Source organism: Roseomonas nitratireducens (genome assembly GCF_017813355.1).
Classification (GTDB): Bacteria; Pseudomonadota; Alphaproteobacteria; order Acetobacterales; family Acetobacteraceae; genus Neoroseomonas; species Neoroseomonas nitratireducens.
The window spans coordinates 1-18,200 of sequence record NZ_JAGIYZ010000010.1 but is presented as its reverse complement, the minus strand read 5'-3'; the positions used below and the strand labels follow the sequence as shown (position 1 = coordinate 18,200).

The window sequence follows — 18,200 nt, the reverse complement described above, 5'->3', positions numbered from 1 at the left end:
ATATGAGACGCATCATGGCCCGCATCGAAATCGACCATCGCGCGAAGGGTGCCACCGCCCGCACCGGAGCCGAAAGGCATCCGGAAAAGGCCAATCGCCCGGACAACCCCATCCAGCGCAAGCCCGCCTGGATCCGGGTGAAGGCGCCGACCCACCCGGTCTACCACGAGACCCGGGCGCTGATGCGCGAGCAGAAGCTGGTCACGGTCTGCGAGGAAGCGGCCTGCCCCAACATCGGCGAATGCTGGTCGCAGCGCCACGCCACCATGATGATCATGGGCGACACCTGCACGCGCGCCTGTTCCTTCTGCAACGTCGCGACCGGCCTGCCCAAGGCGCTCGACGCTGACGAGCCGCGGCGGGTGGGCGAAGCCGTCGCGACGCTCGGCCTCCGCCACGTGGTCATCACCTCGGTGGATCGCGACGACCTGCCCGATGGCGGCGCGGAGCACTTCGCGCAGACGATCCGCGCGATCCGCGCCAGCGCGCCGGAGACGACGATCGAGATCCTGACGCCCGACTTCCTGCGCAAGGACGGCGCGCTGGAGGTGGTGGTGGAAGCCCGCCCCGACGTCTTCAACCACAACCTCGAGACCGTGCCGGCGCTGTATCCGACGATCCGCCCCGGCGCGCGCTACTACCAGTCGCTGCGGCTGCTCGACCGGGTGAAGCAGCTCGACCCGTCCATCTTCACCAAGTCCGGCCTGATGGTGGGCCTTGGGGAAAAGCGGATCGAGGTGCTGCAGGTGATGGACGACCTGCGCAGCGCCGATGTCGATTTCCTGACCATCGGCCAGTACCTGCAGCCCACGGTCAAGCACGCGGCGGTGGACCGCTTCGTGACACCCGAGGAGTTCGAGGACTACGCCGCCGCCGCCCGCGGCAAGGGCTTCCTGCTGGTCTCGGCGACGCCGCTGACGCGCAGCAGCTACCATGCCGACCGCGATTTCGCGGCACTCCGCGACGCGCGCGCGGCCCGGCTCGCGGTGCGCGCCTGACATGCCGACGCATGCCGAGAAGCGCATCCTGCGCTATTCGCCCGAGCAGATGTTCGACCTGGTCGCGGATGTCCGCCGCTACCCGGAATTCCTGCCCTGGTGCGTGGGCGCGCGCATCCTCTCGCGCAGCGAGGCCGAGCTCGTCGCCGACCTGACGATCGGCTTCAAGATGTTCCGGGAGACCTTCCGCTCCCGCGTCGCGCTGGAACGGCCGGACCATGTCCACGTCACCTACGAGACAGGGCCCTTCCGCTACCTGAACAACCATTGGCGCTTCCGCCCGGTGCCGCAGGGGACGGAGGTCGACTTCTTCGTCGACTTCGAGTTCCGCTCGCGCATCCTGCAGATGGCGATCGGCGTCGTGTTCAACGAGGCGGTGCGCCTGATGGTGCGCGCCTTCGAACGCCGCGCCATGGTGCTCTACGGCCGCAACGCGGGTCCGGTGGCGCCGGGGCATCCGGCGCCGTCGGCCAGCGGCTGACGCCAGGTCAGGCGCTGCCCGCGGGCCCCGTCCCGCAATGCTTCCCGCCCACGCCATAGGGCCAGAACAGCCCGTGCGCGGAATAGTAGTTCTCGCAATGGATCGGGTCGGGCAGGTAGGTCGGCTCGCCCGCCTTCAGCGCCAGGAAATGGTCGGCCATCTTCACCCCGGGATTGTTCGGGGAATGGAAGTCGTCCTGGCAGCCATGCTGCAGCCGCGTCACCAGGTGGCTGTTCATCTCCCGGACCAGGTCGCGCGCCTCGGCCGACCAGGGGCCGCGCGCGGCCCCGGGCGTCAGCGCCGAGACGTGGATCTTCTGCCAGCCCGTCCCCGTCGCGCGCCAGACGCTCATCATGTCGTAGTCGGACACCATCAGGTGCCCGCCGGCGCCGTAGACGGTGCCCGTCTCGTTCGTCTTGCCCTTGGTGGCGAAGGTCTTGGCCGGCACCGTGCCGTGGAAGGCGCGCGCGGACCGCTTGGGGCAGCGCACGATGATCATCAGCCCGCGCTCGCGGGTGAAGGCGCGCAGGTACATGATGTCCCGCGCGTCCATGCCGGAGCGCTGCGACATCAGGATGTCGAGCCCGTCCGCGCCCGCCGCCCGCGCTTCCCGTTCCTTGCCGAGCGCGAGATCGGCCACGCCCGCGCTGCTGATGTTCAGTCCCGCCATGGGGTCCTCCGTCGCTGCGGCCGAACCCTAGGCCCGGCCTGTCGGGGGATGGAAGCACCGGCGGGCCGCCCCCTGCGCTGATCGTCATCAACATCACACCCCGCGCCGCGCGGCTTCGCCCCCTGAAGCGTTTCCGCCCCGCACTTGCGTTTCGCGCCGCCGCGGCGCGACGATTGCCGGCGCGGATCGAAGCCGCCCGCCGGCGCGGGGCGACAGGGAAGGGAGCGGAAGGATGGGCGGTTTCCTGACGGAGGACGACCTCAACCAGTTGCGCCAGGCGGATGAGGAGGATGCGATGTTCCCATCCCCGATCCCGACCCAGGTCGCCTCCTCGGACGAATTCTGGCCGATGCCGCAGACCGAGAAGCAGAAGCAGGTCGAGGCGCGCATCAAGGCGATGGCCGACGAGATCGGCGGCAGGCAGGGCCTGGGCCGCCGGCGCTTCCTGCAGACCGCGGCCGGCATGGCTGCCGCCTTCGTCGCGATGAACGAGGTGCACGGGCCGCTCTACGCCGTGTCCCGCGCCGAGGCGCAGACGCCGGGCGCGGCCGATGCGCGCGCGGCCGCGCTGCGCGACCAGTTCGTGATGGACGTGCACACGCATTTCCTGCGCCCCGACACGCGCATCATGACCTTCGTGAACGCCCGCCGCGCCGTCGGCCAGGCCGGCTGGAACCCCGACCTGGTCGGGCGCGACCAGACCATCCAGGACCTGATGGAGGCCAACTGGTTCAAGGAGGTCTTCCTCGATTCCGACACCAAGGTCGCGTTGATCTCCGGCGCGCCGTCCGAGGAACCGATCGACTGGTTCCTGACCAACGACATGAAGTTCGACGCCCGCAAGCGGGTGAACGACGCCGCGGGCCGGCGGCGCTGCCTGTCCCACGCCATCTTCACCCCCGGCAAGCCGGGCTGGATGGACGAGGTGGAACGCTGCATCGAGCAACTGAAGCCCGACAGCTGGAAGGGCTACACGATCGGCGACAACACCAACAAGCACCTCGCCATCCATCCCTGGCGGATGGACGACGAGCGGGTGATGTACCCCTTCTACGAACGCATCCTGCGCGCGGGGAACAACATCGTCTGCGTCCACAAGGGGCTGTTCCCGCAGCAGGTGACGAACCAGTTCCCGCACCTGCTGCCCTTCGCCGGCGTGGACGATGTCGGCAAGGCGGCGAAGGACTGGCCGCAGATCAACTTCGTCATCTACCACTCCGCCTATCGCTGGACCGGCGGCGGCGGCGCGGGGATGGGGGTGGAGCAGTTCAACCGCACCGGCCGCGTGGACTGGACGACCGAACTGGCCGAGATCCCCGCCAAGTACGGCGTGACCAACGTCTACGGCGACCTCGGCCAGATCTTCGCCCAGACCACGGTGATCGAGCCCGGCCTCTGCGCCGCGCTGATGGGCACGCTGATCCGCGGCCTCGGCGCCGACCACGTGGTGTGGGGCACGGATGCGATCTGGACCGGTTCCCCGCAATGGCAGATCGAGGCGCTGCGCCGGCTTGAGATCCCCGAGGAGATGCAGCGCCGGCACGGCTTCGCCCCGCTGGGCCCCGCCGACGGGCCGGTCAAGCGCGCGATCTTCGGGGAGACCTCCGCGCGCATGTACAATTTCGACTGGCGCCGCGCGGGGCTGGAGGATGACGGCGTGGCGCGGGTGAAGCGCGACTACGCCGCGACCGGCGGCAACCGCAGCAACAAGGTCTATGGCTACGTGCTCGCGGGATGATGCGCGGGCGGGCAGGGGCGCGGCCCCCGCCCGCCGCCGTCACAGATGAATCAGGGTCGGGGCGAAGAAGCCGAGCGCGGCGAAGCCCACGCCGATCACCCCCAGCACGCCGCCGGCGACGGCCAGCAACCCCACCCCGGTGATCACGCTGGCCGAGGCCAGCACGATGCCCACCTGGAAGGCCGCCGAACCGATCTCGTACTGGTGGTAGGCCGCCAGCGACCGGTCGCGCTTCTCCTCCGCCGCGCGCGCGCGGGCCATCAATTCGCGCCGGCCCTCGCCGGTGTCGGGCTCGCTTTCCCACCGCGCGGCGAAGCCGCGCCAGGTCTCCTGCTGGCGCAGCACGGCGGCGCGCGCGGCCTCGGGCATGGCGGGCAGGGAGAGTTCCGCCTGTTCCACCGCGGTGCGCACCGTGGTCTGGCGGATGGTGCGCGCCTGGAAGAAGGCCCAGAGGTTCGCCGCCTCGATGTTGCGGCTGATCGCCTCGGTCTGCTGGCTCTTGGCACCGGTCTCGGCAAGCGCGAGGAACAGGGCGAGCACCGCGATCAGCAGCGCGACGCCCCGGTTGGAGTGATGATCGACATGCGCGCCGCCGGCCATGGCCCGGTCCTTCCAGAAACGTCTCGGTGCAGGCCACGTGCCAAGCCCCGGCGATTCGGGGAAGGGGGCCATGCCGGGCGCAGGAGGTTCCGGCGTGCGGCCCGCCCGGCGTCAGCCCAGCGCGTCGAGGCCCCGCAGCACGCGATCGGGGGGCAGCGGCGCGTGGTTGTCGTCCTGCAGGATGCCCTGCCAGCGCATCCCCAGCGCGTGGCAGATGCCGCGGAAGAACACCGCGTAGTCGACCTTGTCCGGGGGGACGCCGTCCGGGCTCGGGATGGCCTCGACCAGCGCCGCGTCCTGCCGCGCCCAGATCATGTGCGCCAGCCCCGCGCCGTGCTGCCCCACCACGCGCCAGGCGCGGGAGAACAGGTGCACCTGGTCGAAGAAGGGCAGGGCCTCGAGCCGGACGAGCATCGCGTCGTGCCGCGCGGCGATGGCGGCGTGGACCTCGGCGATGTTGGGGATGCTGCGCAGCGCGGCCCCGGCGCCGCGCTGCTCGGCGCGCGGCGTCGCGTAGAAGGCGTCCGGTTGCGCGCGGTCGATCACCAGCACCAGCCGGTCGGCCTGCGCGCGCGGGTGCCGCGCCGCGGCCTCGGCCAGCCGGGCGGCGAAGAGGTCCGCCACCAGCGCGCGCAGGCGCCGGAACCGTGCCGCGTCGTAGGTGTCCGGCGCATCGAAGCCCGGCGCGATCACCTTCGGGATGGCGCCGAGCGACGGGTTGGTGCCGACCAGGCTGCCGAACACCATCCAGGCGGGCAGCTGGCCGATCTCGAAGCCGTCGAGGTCCCGCAGCAGCCGGTTCATCGGCCCGCAGTCGCGCAGCAGGAAGCGCCGGTGGCCGCGCAGCGGGTGGCACAGCTCGATGAAGGGCAGCAGGTAGCCGAACAGGAAATGGTAGAAATGCTCGACCGACCCGCCCCTGTTGGCGGGGATGATCGCCAGTGTCTCGCGTTCCATCGCCCTGTGCCCCCCCGCGCGGGGCGGGGCGTCAGATCCGGTGCAGGACCCGCCCGCCATCGGCCAGCGCGATGGCGACAAGTATCTCCTCCGCCCGCGGCGCGTCCCCCAGCATCACCGTGATCGCGTCGAAATGACCGCGCGACCAGGCGTCGTCCTTGTGCCCCAGCGGCAGGTCGAGCGCGGTGCCCGGCGCGCCCATCTTGGCCGCGGAGGGGATCAGCGCCGCGCCGCCGCCGATCGCCGCGCGCAGCGGCGCGCCCATCTTGGGATGGAGCAGGGCGTGGCCGTGCTCGATCTCCCCCGCCGTGCCGACGATCGCACCCTTGCCGTAGGCGACCGGCGGCCCGTCCAGCATGCGCAGCAGGTCGGGCGCGACCCGGGCGGACAGCGCGCCCCCGGCCTCGACCAGCTCGGCCAGGTCGCGCACGAAGCGCCCGGCGAAGGGATTGGCGATGGCGATGAGCGCCACGGCGCGCACCACCGGCCGCGCCGCGTCCTGGCCCATGTCGGAGAAGGCCTGCTCGCGCAGCAGGGCGATCTTGCGGATGGCGACCATGCTTCTGTCCTCCCCCTCTGGCCGGATGGTCGCGCACGCGGCATCCTTCGCGCAACCGCAGCCAGGACGAAACGCATGGTCCACGCCCCCAACCGCCCGCCGCCGGGCGCGCCGCCCGTTCGCATCAACCTCTATTCCGACACGCAGACGCGCCCGACGCCCGCGATGAAGGACGCGATGATGCGCGCCGAGGTCGGCGACGAGCAGCATGGCGACGACCCCACGGTGCACGCGCTGTGCGACCGCATGGCGGCGCTGATGGGCAAGGAGGCGGCGATGTACCTGCCCTCCGGCACCATGTGCAACGTCATCGCCATCCTCACCCATTGCGGCAAGGGCGACGAGGTCATCGCGCACGAGACCTCCCACATCCTGCACAGCGAAGGCGGCACGCATGCCGCGCTGACCGGCGTGCAGATCATGCCCATGAAGGGCCCGCGCGGGATGTTCACGGCCGACGACGTGCGCGCCGCGATCCGCCCCAAGACGCGCTACGCGCCGCCGCAGCGGCTGCTGGAGGTCGAGCAGACCGCGAATATCGGCGGCGGCGCGATCTGGCCGCTGGCGCAGTTGAACGCCGTCGCCGATGTCGCGCACGAACAGGGCTGGTCCACGCATATGGACGGCGCGCGGCTGATGAATGCCTGCGTGGGCGCGGGCATCGCGCCGGCGGACATGGTCGCGGGCTACGATTCCGTCTGGCTCGACTTCACCAAGGGATTGGGCGCGCCGCTCGGCGCCGTGCTGTGCGGCAGCGAGGAATTCATCGGCCGCGCCTGGCGGTGGAAGCAGCGGCTCGGCGGGTCGATGCGCCAGGCGGGCATCTGCGCCGCGGCCTGCCTCTATGCGCTCGACCACCATGTGGACCGGCTGGCCGATGACCACGCGAACGCCAAGGCGCTCGCCCGCGGCCTCGCGCAGATCCCCGGCGTGGTGGTGGAGGACCCGGACACGAACCTTGTCTTCTTCGACATCGCCGGCACGGGCATGACGGTGGAGAAGCTGCAGGCGAAGCTGCAGATGCGCGGCATCGCCGTCAGCGGCCTGGGTGGCCGCGTGCGCGCCTGCACGCATCTGGACGTGACGGCGCCGATGATCGAGGAAGCGGTGGCCGAGATCAGGACGGCGCTCGCCGCCTGATCGCGCCGGGCGGAAACCTCCGGTTTCCCTGGCTTTCGCCGGACTTCCGGCGGCGCCCATTCGGGCGCTCGGCACGAGTCAAAGACTCGTGCCGCCGGTATCCGTGCTCATGCGCCGTCAGGGGCCGGGCGGAACCCCCCGGTTTCCCTGGCTCGCCGGACTCCCGGCGGGCCGCGTCTGCCGCCGGCATGACGGGTCAGGAAATCGACCGGGCCCAGGACGCCTTTGGGCCGATGTCGATGTGCGTGAAGGACCCGTACCAGCCCACGCCCATGAAGCCGAACATGTTGGAGAAGGTCATGGCCTGGGTGCAGACATCGGCCTGCGACAGGCCGGGCACGATGATGTCCGCCGCCCAGCCGCGCATGTGCAGGCTGTTCGGCGCGGCATGCGGCAGCATCGCGTTGGTCTGCGGCGTGCGGTAGCCGGAGATCAGCCGGATCGGCCGCATGTAGCCGAAGCGTTCCTGCAGCAGCGACAGCATGTCGATCAGCAGCGGCGGGATCGGCCCCGGCGCCTGCACGCGCAGGTCGCGGAACAGGTGCTGCAGCCGGGCCAGCGCGGCGAGGTTGTAGTCCTGGCCCGAGCGATAGGCGGTGGCGACTTCCTCGCCCGCGCCGTTCTGCACCCACAGCCAGCGCTCGCGCGGCGGCGCATCGGCGCGTGCCGTCCCCGTGCCCGCCAGGGCCGCGCCCACCGCCGCCAATGCGGCCCGCCGTCCGACCAACCGCGCCATCGTGCCGCGCTCCGATCTCAGCCCCCGGGACGCCTTTTGCGCCCGGCCGGTGGAGGCGAGCAACAGCCTCGCCTTTTCGTGCATCGCGTGTAGCGCGGCCGCGCGATTCGCGCCGATGGTCAATCCATCGCCATGCGCAGCGCCGCGGCCACCGTCGCCGCGCGCACAGCCGCCCGGTCGCCGGGGAAGACGTGCCGTTCCACGACCGTCGGCCGGCCGCGCCGCGCGCGGGCGACGAACACCAGCCCCACGGGCTTTTCCGCCGAGCCACCCCCCGGCCCCGCCACCCCGGTGCAGGAGACCGCGACATCGACGCCCGCGCGCGCCAGCGCCCCTTCGGCCATCTGCCGCGCGACCGGCTCGCTGACCGCGCCATGGGCTGTGAGCGTCGCCTCCTGCACGCCGACCATCGCGACCTTGGCGGCGTTGGAATAGGTGACGAAGCCCGCCATGACGACCGAGGACGAGCCCGCGATGGCCGTCAGCGCCGCGGCGATCAGCCCGCCGGTGCAGGATTCCGCCGTCGCCAGCGTCTCCCCGCGCGCGTCCAGCGCCGCGAGCAGCCGCCGTGCCTGGTCGAGCGTCGCCTCGGGCAGCATGGTCAGATCCCTCCCGCCAGGAGCAGCGCCGCCGCGACGATCGCGCCGGCGAGGATGTCGTCCAGCATCACGCCCGTCGCCCCCGGCAGCCCATCCGCCCAGGAGACCGGCCAGGGCTTGAGGATGTCGAGCAGGCGGAAGCCGGCGAAGGCGAGGACGACGCCGAGCCAGTCCCCGATGCCGGCCAGCCCCGCCAGGGCGAGCAGCATCCCCGCCGCCTCGTCCACCACGATCCAGCCGGGATCCTCCGCGCCGCTTTCCGCCAGCGCCCCGCGCGTCGCCCACCAGCCGAGCAGCGCCACGGCCAGCGCGAGGCCGAGGCAGGCGAGGGGGCCGAGCAGCGCGGCCGGCAGCACCGCGGCCGAACCCCAGGTGCCGGGCCCGGGCCGCATCCTCCCGATCCCGCCCAGCGTCGCGACGAGCATCGCGGGGCTCACGGCACGGCCTCGAGGAAGGCGTCGAGCGCGGCGGCGGCGGCCGGTTCCCCCAGCGTCGGCGCATGGCCGGTGCCCGGCAGCGCGACCACGCCCATGTCCGGCCGCGCATGCCGCATCGCCGCGACGGTCGCGGCCGAGAGCAGCCGGCTCTCCTCCCCCCAGACCAGCATCAGCGGCAGGCGCGACAGGCTGCCGAAGAAGGGCCAGAGGTCGGGCGGCCGCCCGGCCGCGGCGCCGACCGCCTGCTGGCCCACGCGGATGTCCCAGCGCGGGTGCAGCCGCCCATCCGCGCCGGGTTCGTAGCCGCGCTCGGCGAAGTCGCGCCATCCCGCCTCGTCTAGCAGGGGCAGCGGCGGATGGTGCACGCGCAGCCACGCGACGGCTTCGTCGAGCGAGGCGAAGGCGGGGTCACGGCCGATGAAGTCCACCACGGCCTCGCGGCCGACATGCTCGATCACCGGCCCGATGTCGTTCAGCGCCACGGCGGCGAGGCTCGCCGGCCGCATCACGCCCATCGCCATGGCCGCGAGTCCGCCGAAGGAGGTGCCGACCAGGGCGACGCGATGCAGGTTCAGCGCCGCCATCATGTCGAGCACGTCGCGGATCAGCGCCTCCGGCGCGTAGCGGCGCGGGTCGGTCGCCCGCGCGCTGTCGCCATGCCCGGCATAGTCGAGCGCCACGATCCGCCGCCGCGAGGCATGGCGCGCGGCGAGTGCGGTGAAGTCGCGCGCGGTGCGGCAGATGCCGCTCAGGCACAGGATCGGCGTGCGTCCCGCCGGCCCCGGCCATTCCAGCGCCGACAGCCGCAGCCCGTCGCGCGCGGACAGTTCCAACCGCCGTGGCGTCACCGCGCGGGCCGGAGGAACTGCGCCAGCGGATGTTCCCGCGCCGCGGCCGAGGGGTCGGATGCGCGATAGACGACGACGTTCTCGATCACGCGCTGGACGTAGTTGCGCGTCTCGGTGAAAGGGATCTGCTCGATCCAGTCGAGCATGTCGACATCCCCCCCGCGCGGGTCGCCATAGGTGCCGAGCCACTGGTCCACGCGCCCGGGCCCCGCATTGTAGGCGGCGGCGGCGAGCGGCAGCGCGCCGCCGTAGCGCGCCAGCATGTCCTCGAGATAGGCGGCGCCGAGCCGCATGTTGGTCTCGGGGCTCGCCGTCAGCTGCGCGACCTGGAAGGGCACGCCGATGCGCCGCGCGACCAGCGTCGCGGTCGAAGGCAGCAGCTGCATCAGGCCGCGGGCATTGGCGCTGCTCACCGCCTCGGTGTCGAAGTTGCTCTCCTGGCGCGTGATGGCGTGGATGAAGGCGGGCTCGGGGCTCGTCACCGGCGGGCGGTAGGGCGCGGGCCAGCCTTCCGGCAGGATCATGTCCCCCGCGGCACCGGCGCGCCGCGCCACCCACACCGCGTGGTCGGGCCGGCCGATATGGTTGGCGAGCCGCGCGGCGAGCCGCCGGTCCGTCCCGTCATTCGCCAGGTCCTCGAGCCGAAGGAGGAAGATGCGCGCCCGGCGCGGGTCGCCGAGATCGGCCAGGGTGAGCACCGCGCGCGCCAGTTCCCGCGCCGCGAAATCCGCCGCGCGCGGCGGCGTCACGGGCGGGACGGCGGCGGCGGCGATGCGGGCGGACACCCGCGCCGCGTCCTCCCCCAGCGCCAGCGCGGAGAGCTGGCCGTAGAAGGCGACCGGCAACTCGGCGCCGTTGGCGAAGCGCGTGCGCGCCCCGCTCGTGTCGCCGCGCGCGGCCAGCGCGCGCCCTTCCCAGTAGAAGCTGCGCGCGCGGGTGATGACGGAGCGGCTGCCATCCCCCACGGCGGCGAAGTGCCGCTGCGCCGAGGCCGGGTCGTTCAGCCGCCGCAGCGCGATGAAGCCCGCGAGGAATTCCCCTTCCTGCCGCGGTTCGCCCGGCGTCGCCTGGCCATGCGCGGCGGCGACGCGATAGGCGTCGCGTTCCTGCCCCAGGCGCAGCAGCTTGCGCGAGAGCACCTGGCGCTCGGTCCAGACCGCCCGCGCCGCGTCGCCGGCAAGCCCCTGCTGGAGCCGTTCGGCCGCGGCCCAGACGGCGGCGGCCTCGGCATCCCGGTCCCGGCGGCGCAGCAGGCGGGCCTGTTCATAGGCGATGCCGATATCGGACGGGCGCATCGCGAGCCCGGCCTCGTCGTCCCGCATCAGGGCGAGGCGGAGGTCGGCGGCCGAGCGCCGCGCGCCGGACAGCCGCTGCGCCGCGCGGGCCGCGCCGGCCGCGTCGCGCGCGAAGGCCAGCCGGTCGAAGCGCAGCCAGTGGTCCTCCTCGGTCAGCGCCGAGCCGAAGCGCAGCAGCATCGTCTCCTCGGCCAGCGCGTCGCCGGTCGTCTCGGCCCAGCCGCGGCGGGCGGCGGCGCGGGCATCCGCGGCGCGGCCGGCGCGGTCCAGCGCCTCGGCGTGCCGCAGCGCGCCCTGCAGCGTGCGCGCCGGCTGGCCGGCGAAGTGGCGCAGCGCCAGCGCATCGTCGCCTTCCGCCGCCAGCGCGGCCTCGGCGCGGCGTGCCATGGCGTCGGGGAAGGGCCAGTCGGGGCTTTCGGCCAGGAAGGCGACGAGTTCGGCCGCCGAGGCCGGGGCGGCGCGGTTCGACAGGCGGATCCACAGGACCAGCTTGGCCGCCAGCGGGTCGGCCGCGGCGGCGAAGGATTCCGCTTCCCCCCAGCGGCCGGCGGAGGCGGCGGCGATGGCCTGGCGGCCGGCGGCGCGCGCGCCATCGGGCGCCCAGGGCTGGGCGGCGGCGGGGACCGGCAGGAGGAGGGCGGCGAGGAGGATCAGGCGGCGCATCCCCGATACCTACCAAATCCCCTCCGGCCTTGTCGCGCGGGGGGGCGACGCCTAGTTTGCCCGCCAGTCGCCGGCACCGGAGGAAAGCGTCATGTTCAGGGGATCCTTGGTTGCGCTCATTACGCCGATGCGCGCGGATGGCTCCGTGGACGAGAAGGCATTCCAGGACCTGGTCGAATGGCAGATCGCCGAGGGCACGGAAGGGCTGATCCCGGTCGGCACCACCGGCGAAAGCCCGACGCTGAGCCATGAGGAGCACAAGCGCGTCGTCGAGATGTGCGTCGAGGCCGCCAAGGGCCGCGTCCCCGTCATGGCCGGCGCGGGCAGCAACAGCACGGCCGAGGCGATCGACTTCGCGCGCCACGCCCGCAAGGCGGGGGCGGATGCGATCCTGGTGGTGACGCCCTACTACAACAAGCCGACGCAGGAAGGGATGTTCCTGCACTTCACGGCGATCGCCGACGCCGCCGACATCCCGATGTTCGTCTACAACATCCCCGGCCGCAGCGTGGTCGACATGTCGGTCGAGACCATGGCGCGGCTCGCGAAGCACCCGAACATCGTCGGCGTGAAGGACGCGACGGCGAACCTGGCGCGCCCGCTGCACACCAAGCGCGCCTGCGGCGCCGATTTCATCCAGCTGAGCGGGGAGGACCACACGGCGCTGTCCTTCAACGCGGCCGGCGGCGTGGGCTGCATCAGCGTGACCGCGAATGTCGCCCCGCGCCTGTGCGCGGAGATGCACAAGGCGTGGCGGACCGGGCGGCTGGATGAGGCGATGGCGATCCAGGACCGGCTCGTGCCGCTGCACGACGCGCTGTTCTGCGAGACCTCCCCCGGCCCGGTGAAGTACGCGGCGAGCCTGCTCGGCAAGAGCACCGACCATTGCCGGCTGCCGATGGCGCCGATCGCCGATTCGAGCAAGGCGCGGGTGCGCGAGGCGATGGTCTCGGTGGGGCTGCTGAACTGAGCGCGCCGGCCGAGGGCCGCCATCCCTGGCGGATCCCGCGCCTGCGGGATCCGGGAGCGCGAAGCGCGACCGCGCCCAACCTGTATTCCGCGCCGGGTGCGCCATGGCATGGCGCGCAGCCAAGGCCGGCGGATGCCGGCCGCCCGGCGCTTGAGGGCACATGACATCCAAGCTTATCTCCCACGGCATCGCGGCGCAGAACCGCAAGGCGCGCTTCGACTACAAGATCGGCGAGACGATCGAGGCCGGCATCGCGCTGATCGGGCCCGAGGTGAAAAGCCTGCGCGCCGGCCGCGCCACGCTGACCGAAGCCTGGGCCGGCGAGCGGGACGGGGAGATGTGGCTGTTCAACTGCTACATCCCCGAATGGCAGGCCGGGTCCTTCATGGCGAAGTTCGAGCCGCGCCGCCCGCGCAAGCTGCTGCTGCACCGCAAGCAGGTGCAGACCCTGACGGGTGCGATCACGCGCGAAGGGGCGACGCTCGTCCCGCTCGACATCCACTTCAACGACCGCGGGCGGGCGAAGATCCTGCTCGGCGTGGCCGAGGGCAAGAAGAAGCACGACAAGCGCGCCGCCATCGCGGAGCGTGATTGGCAGCGCGACAAGTCCCGGCTGATGCGCAACAAGGGGCGGGAATAGGCCGCCCGGGCCAGGCGCCGCGCTAGACCGCCGCGCTGTGCCGCGCCGGGCGTGGCGCCAGGAAGGCGTCGAAGCAGGCCGCGAAGTGGCGCAGGAAGGGGCGGCCGGCCTCGGTCGCGACGATGCGCGAGGGTTCCCGCCGCACCAGCCCGTCCGTCTCCAGCGCCGCGAGCCGGTCGGCCGCGCCCTGCATGACGGCGTCGGGCACGGCGGCGAGGTCGATCGCGCCGTCGCACATCACCCGCTCGATCAGCCCCGCGCGCAGCACGTCCTCGCCCGTCAGGGCGCGGCCGCGCGCGACGGGCAGGCGGCCGGCCTCGACGGCGGCGAGCCATTTGCGCTCGTCCGGCTCGTTCTGCACGAAACCCTGCGGCAACCGCCCGATCGCCGAGGCGCCGAAGCCGACCAGCGCCGGGGCGGTGTCCGTCGTGTAGCCCTGGAAGTTGCGCCGCAGCGTCCCCGCCACGGCCGCGACCGTCATCGGGTCGTCCGGCCGGGCGAAATGGTCGAGGCCGATGGCCGCGTAGCCCGCCCGCCCCAGCACGCGCGCCGCGGCTTCCTGCTGGCGCATGCGCAGCGCGGGGCCGGGCAGGTCTTCCTCCCGGATGCCCTTCTGGTGGGACTTCATCCAGGGCACATGCGCATAGCCGAAGACGGCGATGCGGTCCGCGCCGCATTCGGCGGCGAAGCGGGCGGAGGCCTCGACCTCCGCGATGCCCTGGCCCGGCAGGCCGTAGATCAGGTCCATGTTGATGTGGGAGATGCCGGCGGCACGCAGCCCGGCCACCGCGGCTTCCACCTGCGCTGTCGGCTGCACGCGTCCGATCAGCGCCTGCACCGATGGCGTCACGTCCTGCACGCCGAGGCTCGCGCGCGTCAGGCCGAGCGACGCCAGCGCCTCGATCAGCGGCGCGTCGAGGCTGCGCGGGTCGAGCTCGGCGGCGATCTCCGCCCCCGCGCGGAAGGGGAAAAGCCGGCGCAGCGTCGCGGCGAGCGCGGCCAGGCCCTCGGCACCGAGCGCGGTCGGCGTGCCGCCGCCCAGGTGCAGCGCGGCGACGCCGGCATGGGCGGGGATCAGCCCCGCGACCAGTTCCGCCTCCCGCTCCAGCCCCGCGCGGTAGCGCGCGATGCGGGCGGAGGATCGGGTGACCGAGGTGTGGCAGCCGCAGTACCAGCACAGCGCGTGGCAGAAGGGCACGTGGACATAGAGCGAGAGCGCGTCCCCCGCCCCGATCGCGCCAAGCCACCCGGCATAGGTGCCGGGGTCGATCGGCGCGAAATGCGGCGCCGTCGGGTAGCTCGTGTAGCGCGGCAGGGGGGTGGCCGCGTGGCGGAGGAGGACGGGTTCGGCCGGGGCGGAGGTGGCGCTCATGACGCCAGATTGGCGGCTGTGATCCGGGGCACGCCTTGCGCTGGCGCAAGTCGCCATGCTGGATATCGCGGCCGGCAAGGATGAAACGCTTCAGCCGTCGGCGCGTCGCCCCCCGAGCGGCTGTTCCACCCCGCGGGAAAGCCCGGCTAGGATACGGCTGGAATAAAGGAGCGGCTGGATGTCCGGCGATCTGAGCCAGGAACCGCGTACGCTGGCGATCACGACCTCGACCGGCAAGGAATTCGTCCTGCGGCGGGTCGAGGCCGTGGAGGCGATCTCCCGCCCCTTCCTCGTGCAGGTCGAGGTCCTGAGCAAGAACAAGGCGATCAAGGCATCGGAGGTCGTCGGCCACACCGCCTCGGTCAGCATCCAGCGGGGCGAGGGCGAGGAACCGCGCTGGTTCAACGGCTACATCTCGGCCTTCCGCGTCATCGGGTCGTTCGGCACCGAATACGCCGCCTATGGGCTCGAGATCGTGCCCAAGTTCTGGAACCTGTCGCGCACATCGGACTGCCGGGTGTTCCAGAACGAATCGGTGCCGACCATCGTGAAGAAGCTGGTGCAGGAAGGCGGGGCGGACGCGCCGGTCTTCATGTCCGCGCCCGACACGCCGCGCCCCTACTGCATCCAGTACAACGAGACCGACCTCGACTTCTGCCAGCGGCTGATGGACGAGACCGGCTGCGGCTACTACTGGCTGTTCGGCGAAGGCGAGCACACGATGATGGTCGCCTCGGCCGCCGCGGACTACCTGCCGATCAGCGGCAACTACATCGTCAAGTCCGGATCGAGCGACTGGAACGCGCTGTCGGGCTTCCGCCATCGCACGCAGGTCCAGCCCGGCGCCGTCGCCGCGATGGACTACAACCTGATCAAGCACAGCCAGCCCTTCACCTCGACCACGAACACGGCGATCACCGACATCCAGAACGCCGCGTCCTTCGAGATGCGCGCCTGGCCGGGCGGGCAGCAGGTGAAGCCCGAGGCCTCGCCCGATGTCGGCGCCATGCAGACCTACGAGGCCGAGGCCGACATCGCCCAGGCGGTGGCCTTCGACCCGGTGATGACGTCGGGCTGCAAGATCAAGGTGGCGCTGGACCAGAACGCGCCGGGCACCACCAAGGAATACCTGCTGACGCGCGTGGTCCACAGCGCGCATGACGAGACGCACCTGACCGACGGCGGCGGGTCCTCCTACACGGCCGCGATCACCATGATCCCGGCCGAGCGGCCCTTTCGCCCTTCCTCGCCGCGCCCCAGGCCCGTCGTGCCGGGGCTGCAGTCGGCGATCGTCGTGGGCAAGGCGGGGGAGGAAATCCACACCGACGCCTATGGCCGCATCAAGATCCGCTTCCTGTGGGACCGGCTGACCAAGAAGGACGACACGGCCTGCGAGATCTGGGTGCGCGTGGCGCAGCCCGCGGCGGGCAAGTGGGGCGGCACCTTCTTCCTGCCGCGCATGGGCGACGAGGTGCTGGTCGGCTTCGTGGACGGGGACCCGGACAAGCCGGTGGTGGTGGGCTCGCTCTACAGCGAGGACGCGCCGCTGGCCGGGAGCTTCCCCATGCCGTCCAAGAAGACGCGCACGGGGATGCATTCGCGGTCGTCCAAGGGCGGGTCCGGCAGCCTCGCGAACATCATCTACTTCGACGACAACAAGGGGGCGGAGGAGGTGTATCTCCGCGCCCAGAAGGACATGAACGTCGTCGTCGAGGATGCGCGGACGGAACTCATCAACGTCGGCGACAACGACGGCGACGACACCTACAAGATCATGAAGGGCGACAAGTGGGTGACGGTCGCCGAAGGCGACTTCAACACCTTCGTCGACAAGGGCGACTACGCGCGCGTCACGGGCGAGGGCGACGACAACCTGTTCGTCAAGCAGGGCGACCGGGGCACCGTCGTCGAGCAGGGCGACTACAACGACTTCGTCAAGCAGGGCGACCGCGCCCTCGTGGTCGACCAGGGCGACAGCAACACCTTCGTCAAGCAGGGCGACCAGTTCACCGAGGTCAACAGCAACATCACGACCAAGGCCAAGACCGGCAACATCACGATGGACGCGACGGCGGGCAAGATCGACATCACCGCCGCGCAGAGCATCACGTTGAAGGTCGGGGGGTCGTCGATCAAGATCGACACGATGGGCGTGACCATCGAGGCGCCGATGGTGACGATCAAGGCGCAGACGGCGCTGAAAGCGGAGTCTGGCCTAGCGGCCACCTTTAAGGGCACAATGGTTACGGTGGAGGGCAGCGGCCCGACTATGATCAAGGGAGCGGTCGTCCTGATCAACTGAGATGAACCAATCCCCCTCCAAGCTCGCCGTCCCCCTCGCGCCTCTCGTCCCCCGCCTCGAACTCGACGCGGACGGGCAGAAGCTGCTGGCCGGCGTGGCCGACGCCGCCACCGCGATCGACAAGCTCCTCGCCGCCGACCGCGCCCAGGACGCGGTGCGGCTGATCGCCCACGCCCTGCCGAAGCGCGAAGCCGTCTGGTGGGCCTGCATGTGCGCGCGGTCGGTTCCCGACGCCGCCCTGCCGCCCGAGGACCGCGTCGCGATCGACGCCGCCGAGGGCTGGGTGCGCAAGCCGGACGAAGCCGCGCGCCGCGCCTGCCAGGCGAGCGCGGACAAGACCAAGTTCGCCTCGCCCGAGGCCTGGGCCGCCATGGGCGCCTTCTGGTCGGGCGGGTCCATGTCGCCCGAGGGCCAGCCCGTGGTGCCGCCGGCCGAGACGCTGACCGGCACCGCGGTGACCGGCGCGGTGATCCTCGCCTCGGTCCGGCACGAGCCGCCGAAGCAGAAGGACAGGCTGCCGCGCTTCATCGCGAGCGCGCGCGACATCGCGGTGGGCGGCGCCGGCCGCCTGCAGCCGGAGGATCCGCCGCCCGCGCCCGCCGCGGCCCCGCCGCCGCCGCCGCCGCCCGTACCGCCGAAGCCGCCCGCGCCGCCGCCCCCGGCGCCGCCGGTGCGGCTGCAATGACGCCCGGGCCTGGGCCCGCGACCGGAAGGGGGCGCCGATGGAACTGACGCTGACCGTGATCCGCTGCCCGGAGTCCGTGGTGCCGGAACAGCGCCGCGTGCCCGGGGGCGACTACGTCATTGGCCGCGGCGCGGATGCGAGCTGGGTGCTGCCCGACCCTGACCGGCTGCTGTCCAAGCACCATTGCGTCGTGGAATTCCGCAACGGCGGCTGGCAGGTGCGCGACCTGTCGACCAACGGCACCTTCGTGAACCATGCCGACGTCCCGGTCGGGCGCGACCAGGTCAAGATGCTCGAGGATGGCGACCGGCTGCGGCTCGGCGCCTATGAGATCGAGGTGCATGTCGCCATGGCCGGGGCCCAGCCGGGCGGCTGGACCGGTGGCGCGCTGCCCGGCACCGGCTGGGAACAGCAGGCGCCGGCCGCACCCCCCGCCTGGGCCGCCGGCCCGGCCGCGCCGCCGCCCGGCGCCTGGGGCCAGGCGCCCGAACAGCCCGCCTGGGGCCATCC

General features: G+C 72.2%; 19 protein-coding genes. 9 read left to right on the top strand and 10 right to left on the bottom strand.

The genetic code is table 11. The features are described from left to right. Positions 1-14: 14 nt before the first annotated feature. Together lipA and J5Y09_RS11430 are read left to right on the top strand one after the other, a co-directional pair. Positions 15-998 carry a lipoyl synthase gene (gene lipA, locus J5Y09_RS11435; RefSeq protein WP_209351898.1) on the top strand — a complete coding sequence of 328 codons (984 nt, stop codon included), beginning with the start codon at positions 15-17 and terminating at the stop codon, positions 996-998. A 1-nt stretch (position 999) separates the two neighbouring features. Next, on the top strand, positions 1,000-1,479 hold the full coding sequence (locus J5Y09_RS11430) for a type II toxin-antitoxin system RatA family toxin (RefSeq protein ID WP_209351892.1): 480 nt from the start codon (positions 1,000-1,002) through the stop codon (positions 1,477-1,479). Positions 1,480-1,486: 7 nt separating this feature from the next. Here the strand turns inward: J5Y09_RS11430 and J5Y09_RS11425 are convergent, their stop codons facing one another. Beyond that, the gene (locus J5Y09_RS11425; protein WP_209351891.1) at positions 1,487-2,149 is read right to left on the bottom strand and encodes a hypothetical protein; all 663 of its coding nucleotides are present in this window, start codon (positions 2,147-2,149) and stop codon (positions 1,487-1,489) included. 232 nt (positions 2,150-2,381) lie between these two features. On the opposite strand from J5Y09_RS11425, the gene J5Y09_RS11420 reads away from it, so the two are divergent. After that, positions 2,382-3,887, top strand: coding sequence for an amidohydrolase family protein (locus J5Y09_RS11420; protein ID WP_209351890.1), 1,506 nt, complete (start codon positions 2,382-2,384; stop codon positions 3,885-3,887). A 39-nt stretch (positions 3,888-3,926) separates the two neighbouring features. Here the strand turns inward: J5Y09_RS11420 and J5Y09_RS11415 are convergent, their stop codons facing one another. The 3 genes from J5Y09_RS11415 to J5Y09_RS11405 form a co-directional block, all read right to left on the bottom strand. Next, the gene (locus J5Y09_RS11415) at positions 3,927-4,487 is read right to left on the bottom strand and encodes a DUF4337 domain-containing protein (RefSeq protein WP_209351889.1); all 561 of its coding nucleotides are present in this window, start codon (positions 4,485-4,487) and stop codon (positions 3,927-3,929) included. Positions 4,488-4,598: 111 nt separating this feature from the next. Further along, the gene (locus J5Y09_RS11410) at positions 4,599-5,444 is read right to left on the bottom strand and encodes a glycosyltransferase 61 family protein (protein WP_209351888.1); all 846 of its coding nucleotides are present in this window, start codon (positions 5,442-5,444) and stop codon (positions 4,599-4,601) included. Positions 5,445-5,475: 31 nt separating this feature from the next. Next, the gene (locus tag J5Y09_RS11405; protein WP_209351887.1) at positions 5,476-6,003 is read right to left on the bottom strand and encodes an amino acid synthesis family protein; all 528 of its coding nucleotides are present in this window, start codon (positions 6,001-6,003) and stop codon (positions 5,476-5,478) included. A 75-nt stretch (positions 6,004-6,078) separates the two neighbouring features. Here J5Y09_RS11405 and J5Y09_RS11400 point away from each other — a divergent pair, with 75 nt between their 5' ends. After that, a complete protein-coding gene (locus J5Y09_RS11400; protein ID WP_209351886.1) occupies positions 6,079-7,143 on the top strand; it encodes a threonine aldolase family protein in 1,065 nt (354 codons plus the stop codon). Between the two features lie 196 nt (positions 7,144-7,339). Here the strand turns inward: J5Y09_RS11400 and J5Y09_RS11395 are convergent, their stop codons facing one another. The 5 genes from J5Y09_RS11395 to J5Y09_RS11375 all read right to left on the bottom strand — a co-directional run bounded on the left by J5Y09_RS11395 (position 7,340) and on the right by J5Y09_RS11375 (position 11,721). Beyond that, the gene (locus tag J5Y09_RS11395) at positions 7,340-7,879 is read right to left on the bottom strand and encodes a YcbK family protein (protein WP_209351885.1); all 540 of its coding nucleotides are present in this window, start codon (positions 7,877-7,879) and stop codon (positions 7,340-7,342) included. Between the two features lie 119 nt (positions 7,880-7,998). After that, a complete protein-coding gene (locus J5Y09_RS11390; protein ID WP_209351884.1) occupies positions 7,999-8,478 on the bottom strand; it encodes a CinA family protein in 480 nt (159 codons plus the stop codon). A gap of 2 nt (positions 8,479-8,480) precedes the next feature. After that, positions 8,481-8,915: a phosphatidylglycerophosphatase A family protein gene (locus tag J5Y09_RS11385; protein ID WP_342451459.1), complete on the bottom strand. Its 435-nt coding sequence runs from the start codon at positions 8,913-8,915 to the stop codon at positions 8,481-8,483. Next, positions 8,912-9,748 (bottom strand): alpha/beta fold hydrolase, encoded by an 837-nt coding sequence (locus J5Y09_RS11380; RefSeq protein WP_209351883.1) that lies wholly within the window; start codon positions 9,746-9,748, stop codon positions 8,912-8,914. The genes J5Y09_RS11385 and J5Y09_RS11380 overlap by 4 nt, the downstream gene beginning before the upstream one ends. A gap of 11 nt (positions 9,749-9,759) precedes the next feature. After that, on the bottom strand, positions 9,760-11,721 hold the full coding sequence (locus J5Y09_RS11375) for a lytic transglycosylase domain-containing protein (RefSeq protein WP_209351882.1): 1,962 nt from the start codon (positions 11,719-11,721) through the stop codon (positions 9,760-9,762). 91 nt (positions 11,722-11,812) lie between these two features. On the opposite strand from J5Y09_RS11375, the gene dapA reads away from it, so the two are divergent. Together dapA and smpB are read left to right on the top strand one after the other, a co-directional pair. Beyond that, positions 11,813-12,691 (top strand): 4-hydroxy-tetrahydrodipicolinate synthase, encoded by an 879-nt coding sequence (dapA, locus tag J5Y09_RS11370; RefSeq protein ID WP_209351881.1) that lies wholly within the window; start codon positions 11,813-11,815, stop codon positions 12,689-12,691. 160 nt (positions 12,692-12,851) lie between these two features. After that, positions 12,852-13,331 carry an SsrA-binding protein SmpB gene (smpB, locus tag J5Y09_RS11365; protein WP_209351880.1) on the top strand — a complete coding sequence of 160 codons (480 nt, stop codon included), beginning with the start codon at positions 12,852-12,854 and terminating at the stop codon, positions 13,329-13,331. A 22-nt stretch (positions 13,332-13,353) separates the two neighbouring features. On the opposite strand, the gene hemN is transcribed toward smpB, so the two are convergent. Beyond that, on the bottom strand, positions 13,354-14,703 hold the full coding sequence (gene hemN / locus J5Y09_RS11360) for an oxygen-independent coproporphyrinogen III oxidase (RefSeq protein ID WP_209351879.1): 1,350 nt from the start codon (positions 14,701-14,703) through the stop codon (positions 13,354-13,356). Between the two features lie 178 nt (positions 14,704-14,881). Between hemN and J5Y09_RS11355 the strand changes: the two genes are divergently transcribed. The 3 genes from J5Y09_RS11355 to J5Y09_RS11345 form a co-directional block, all read left to right on the top strand. Then, a complete protein-coding gene (locus J5Y09_RS11355) occupies positions 14,882-17,005 on the top strand; it encodes a type VI secretion system Vgr family protein (RefSeq protein ID WP_209351878.1) in 2,124 nt (707 codons plus the stop codon). A 1-nt stretch (position 17,006) separates the two neighbouring features. Then, positions 17,007-17,690 carry a DUF6931 family protein gene (locus tag J5Y09_RS11350; protein WP_209351877.1) on the top strand — a complete coding sequence of 228 codons (684 nt, stop codon included), beginning with the start codon at positions 17,007-17,009 and terminating at the stop codon, positions 17,688-17,690. Between the two features lie 37 nt (positions 17,691-17,727). Further along, positions 17,728-18,200: type VI secretion system-associated FHA domain protein (locus J5Y09_RS11345; RefSeq protein WP_209351876.1), on the top strand; the 473-nt coding region annotated here is incomplete at its 3' end.

Bases quoted from the DNA above. Each gene is read 5' to 3' on its own strand.
- dapA (WP_209351881.1), top strand. From the start codon at position 11,813: ATGTTCAGGGGATCCTTGGTTGCGCTCATTACGCCGATGCGCGCGGAT.
- J5Y09_RS11425 (WP_209351891.1), bottom strand. From the start codon at position 2,149: ATGGCGGGACTGAACATCAGCAGCGCGGGCGTGGCCGATCTCGCGCTC.
- J5Y09_RS11420 (WP_209351890.1), top strand. From the start codon at position 2,382: ATGGGCGGTTTCCTGACGGAGGACGACCTCAACCAGTTGCGCCAGGCG.
- J5Y09_RS11430 (WP_209351892.1), top strand. From the start codon at position 1,000: ATGCCGACGCATGCCGAGAAGCGCATCCTGCGCTATTCGCCCGAGCAG.
- J5Y09_RS11390 (WP_209351884.1), bottom strand. From the start codon at position 8,478: ATGCTGCCCGAGGCGACGCTCGACCAGGCACGGCGGCTGCTCGCGGCG.
- J5Y09_RS11410 (WP_209351888.1), bottom strand. From the start codon at position 5,444: ATGGAACGCGAGACACTGGCGATCATCCCCGCCAACAGGGGCGGGTCG.
- J5Y09_RS11415 (WP_209351889.1), bottom strand. From the start codon at position 4,487: ATGGCCGGCGGCGCGCATGTCGATCATCACTCCAACCGGGGCGTCGCG.
- J5Y09_RS11405 (WP_209351887.1), bottom strand. From the start codon at position 6,003: ATGGTCGCCATCCGCAAGATCGCCCTGCTGCGCGAGCAGGCCTTCTCC.
- J5Y09_RS11375 (WP_209351882.1), bottom strand. From the start codon at position 11,721: ATGCGCCGCCTGATCCTCCTCGCCGCCCTCCTCCTGCCGGTCCCCGCC.
- J5Y09_RS11355 (WP_209351878.1), top strand. From the start codon at position 14,882: ATGTCCGGCGATCTGAGCCAGGAACCGCGTACGCTGGCGATCACGACC.
- smpB (WP_209351880.1), top strand. From the start codon at position 12,852: ATGACATCCAAGCTTATCTCCCACGGCATCGCGGCGCAGAACCGCAAG.
- lipA (WP_209351898.1), top strand. From the start codon at position 15: ATGGCCCGCATCGAAATCGACCATCGCGCGAAGGGTGCCACCGCCCGC.
- J5Y09_RS11350 (WP_209351877.1), top strand. From the start codon at position 17,007: ATGAACCAATCCCCCTCCAAGCTCGCCGTCCCCCTCGCGCCTCTCGTC.
- J5Y09_RS11400 (WP_209351886.1), top strand. From the start codon at position 6,079: ATGGTCCACGCCCCCAACCGCCCGCCGCCGGGCGCGCCGCCCGTTCGC.
- hemN (WP_209351879.1), bottom strand. From the start codon at position 14,703: ATGAGCGCCACCTCCGCCCCGGCCGAACCCGTCCTCCTCCGCCACGCG.
- J5Y09_RS11395 (WP_209351885.1), bottom strand. From the start codon at position 7,879: ATGGCGCGGTTGGTCGGACGGCGGGCCGCATTGGCGGCGGTGGGCGCG.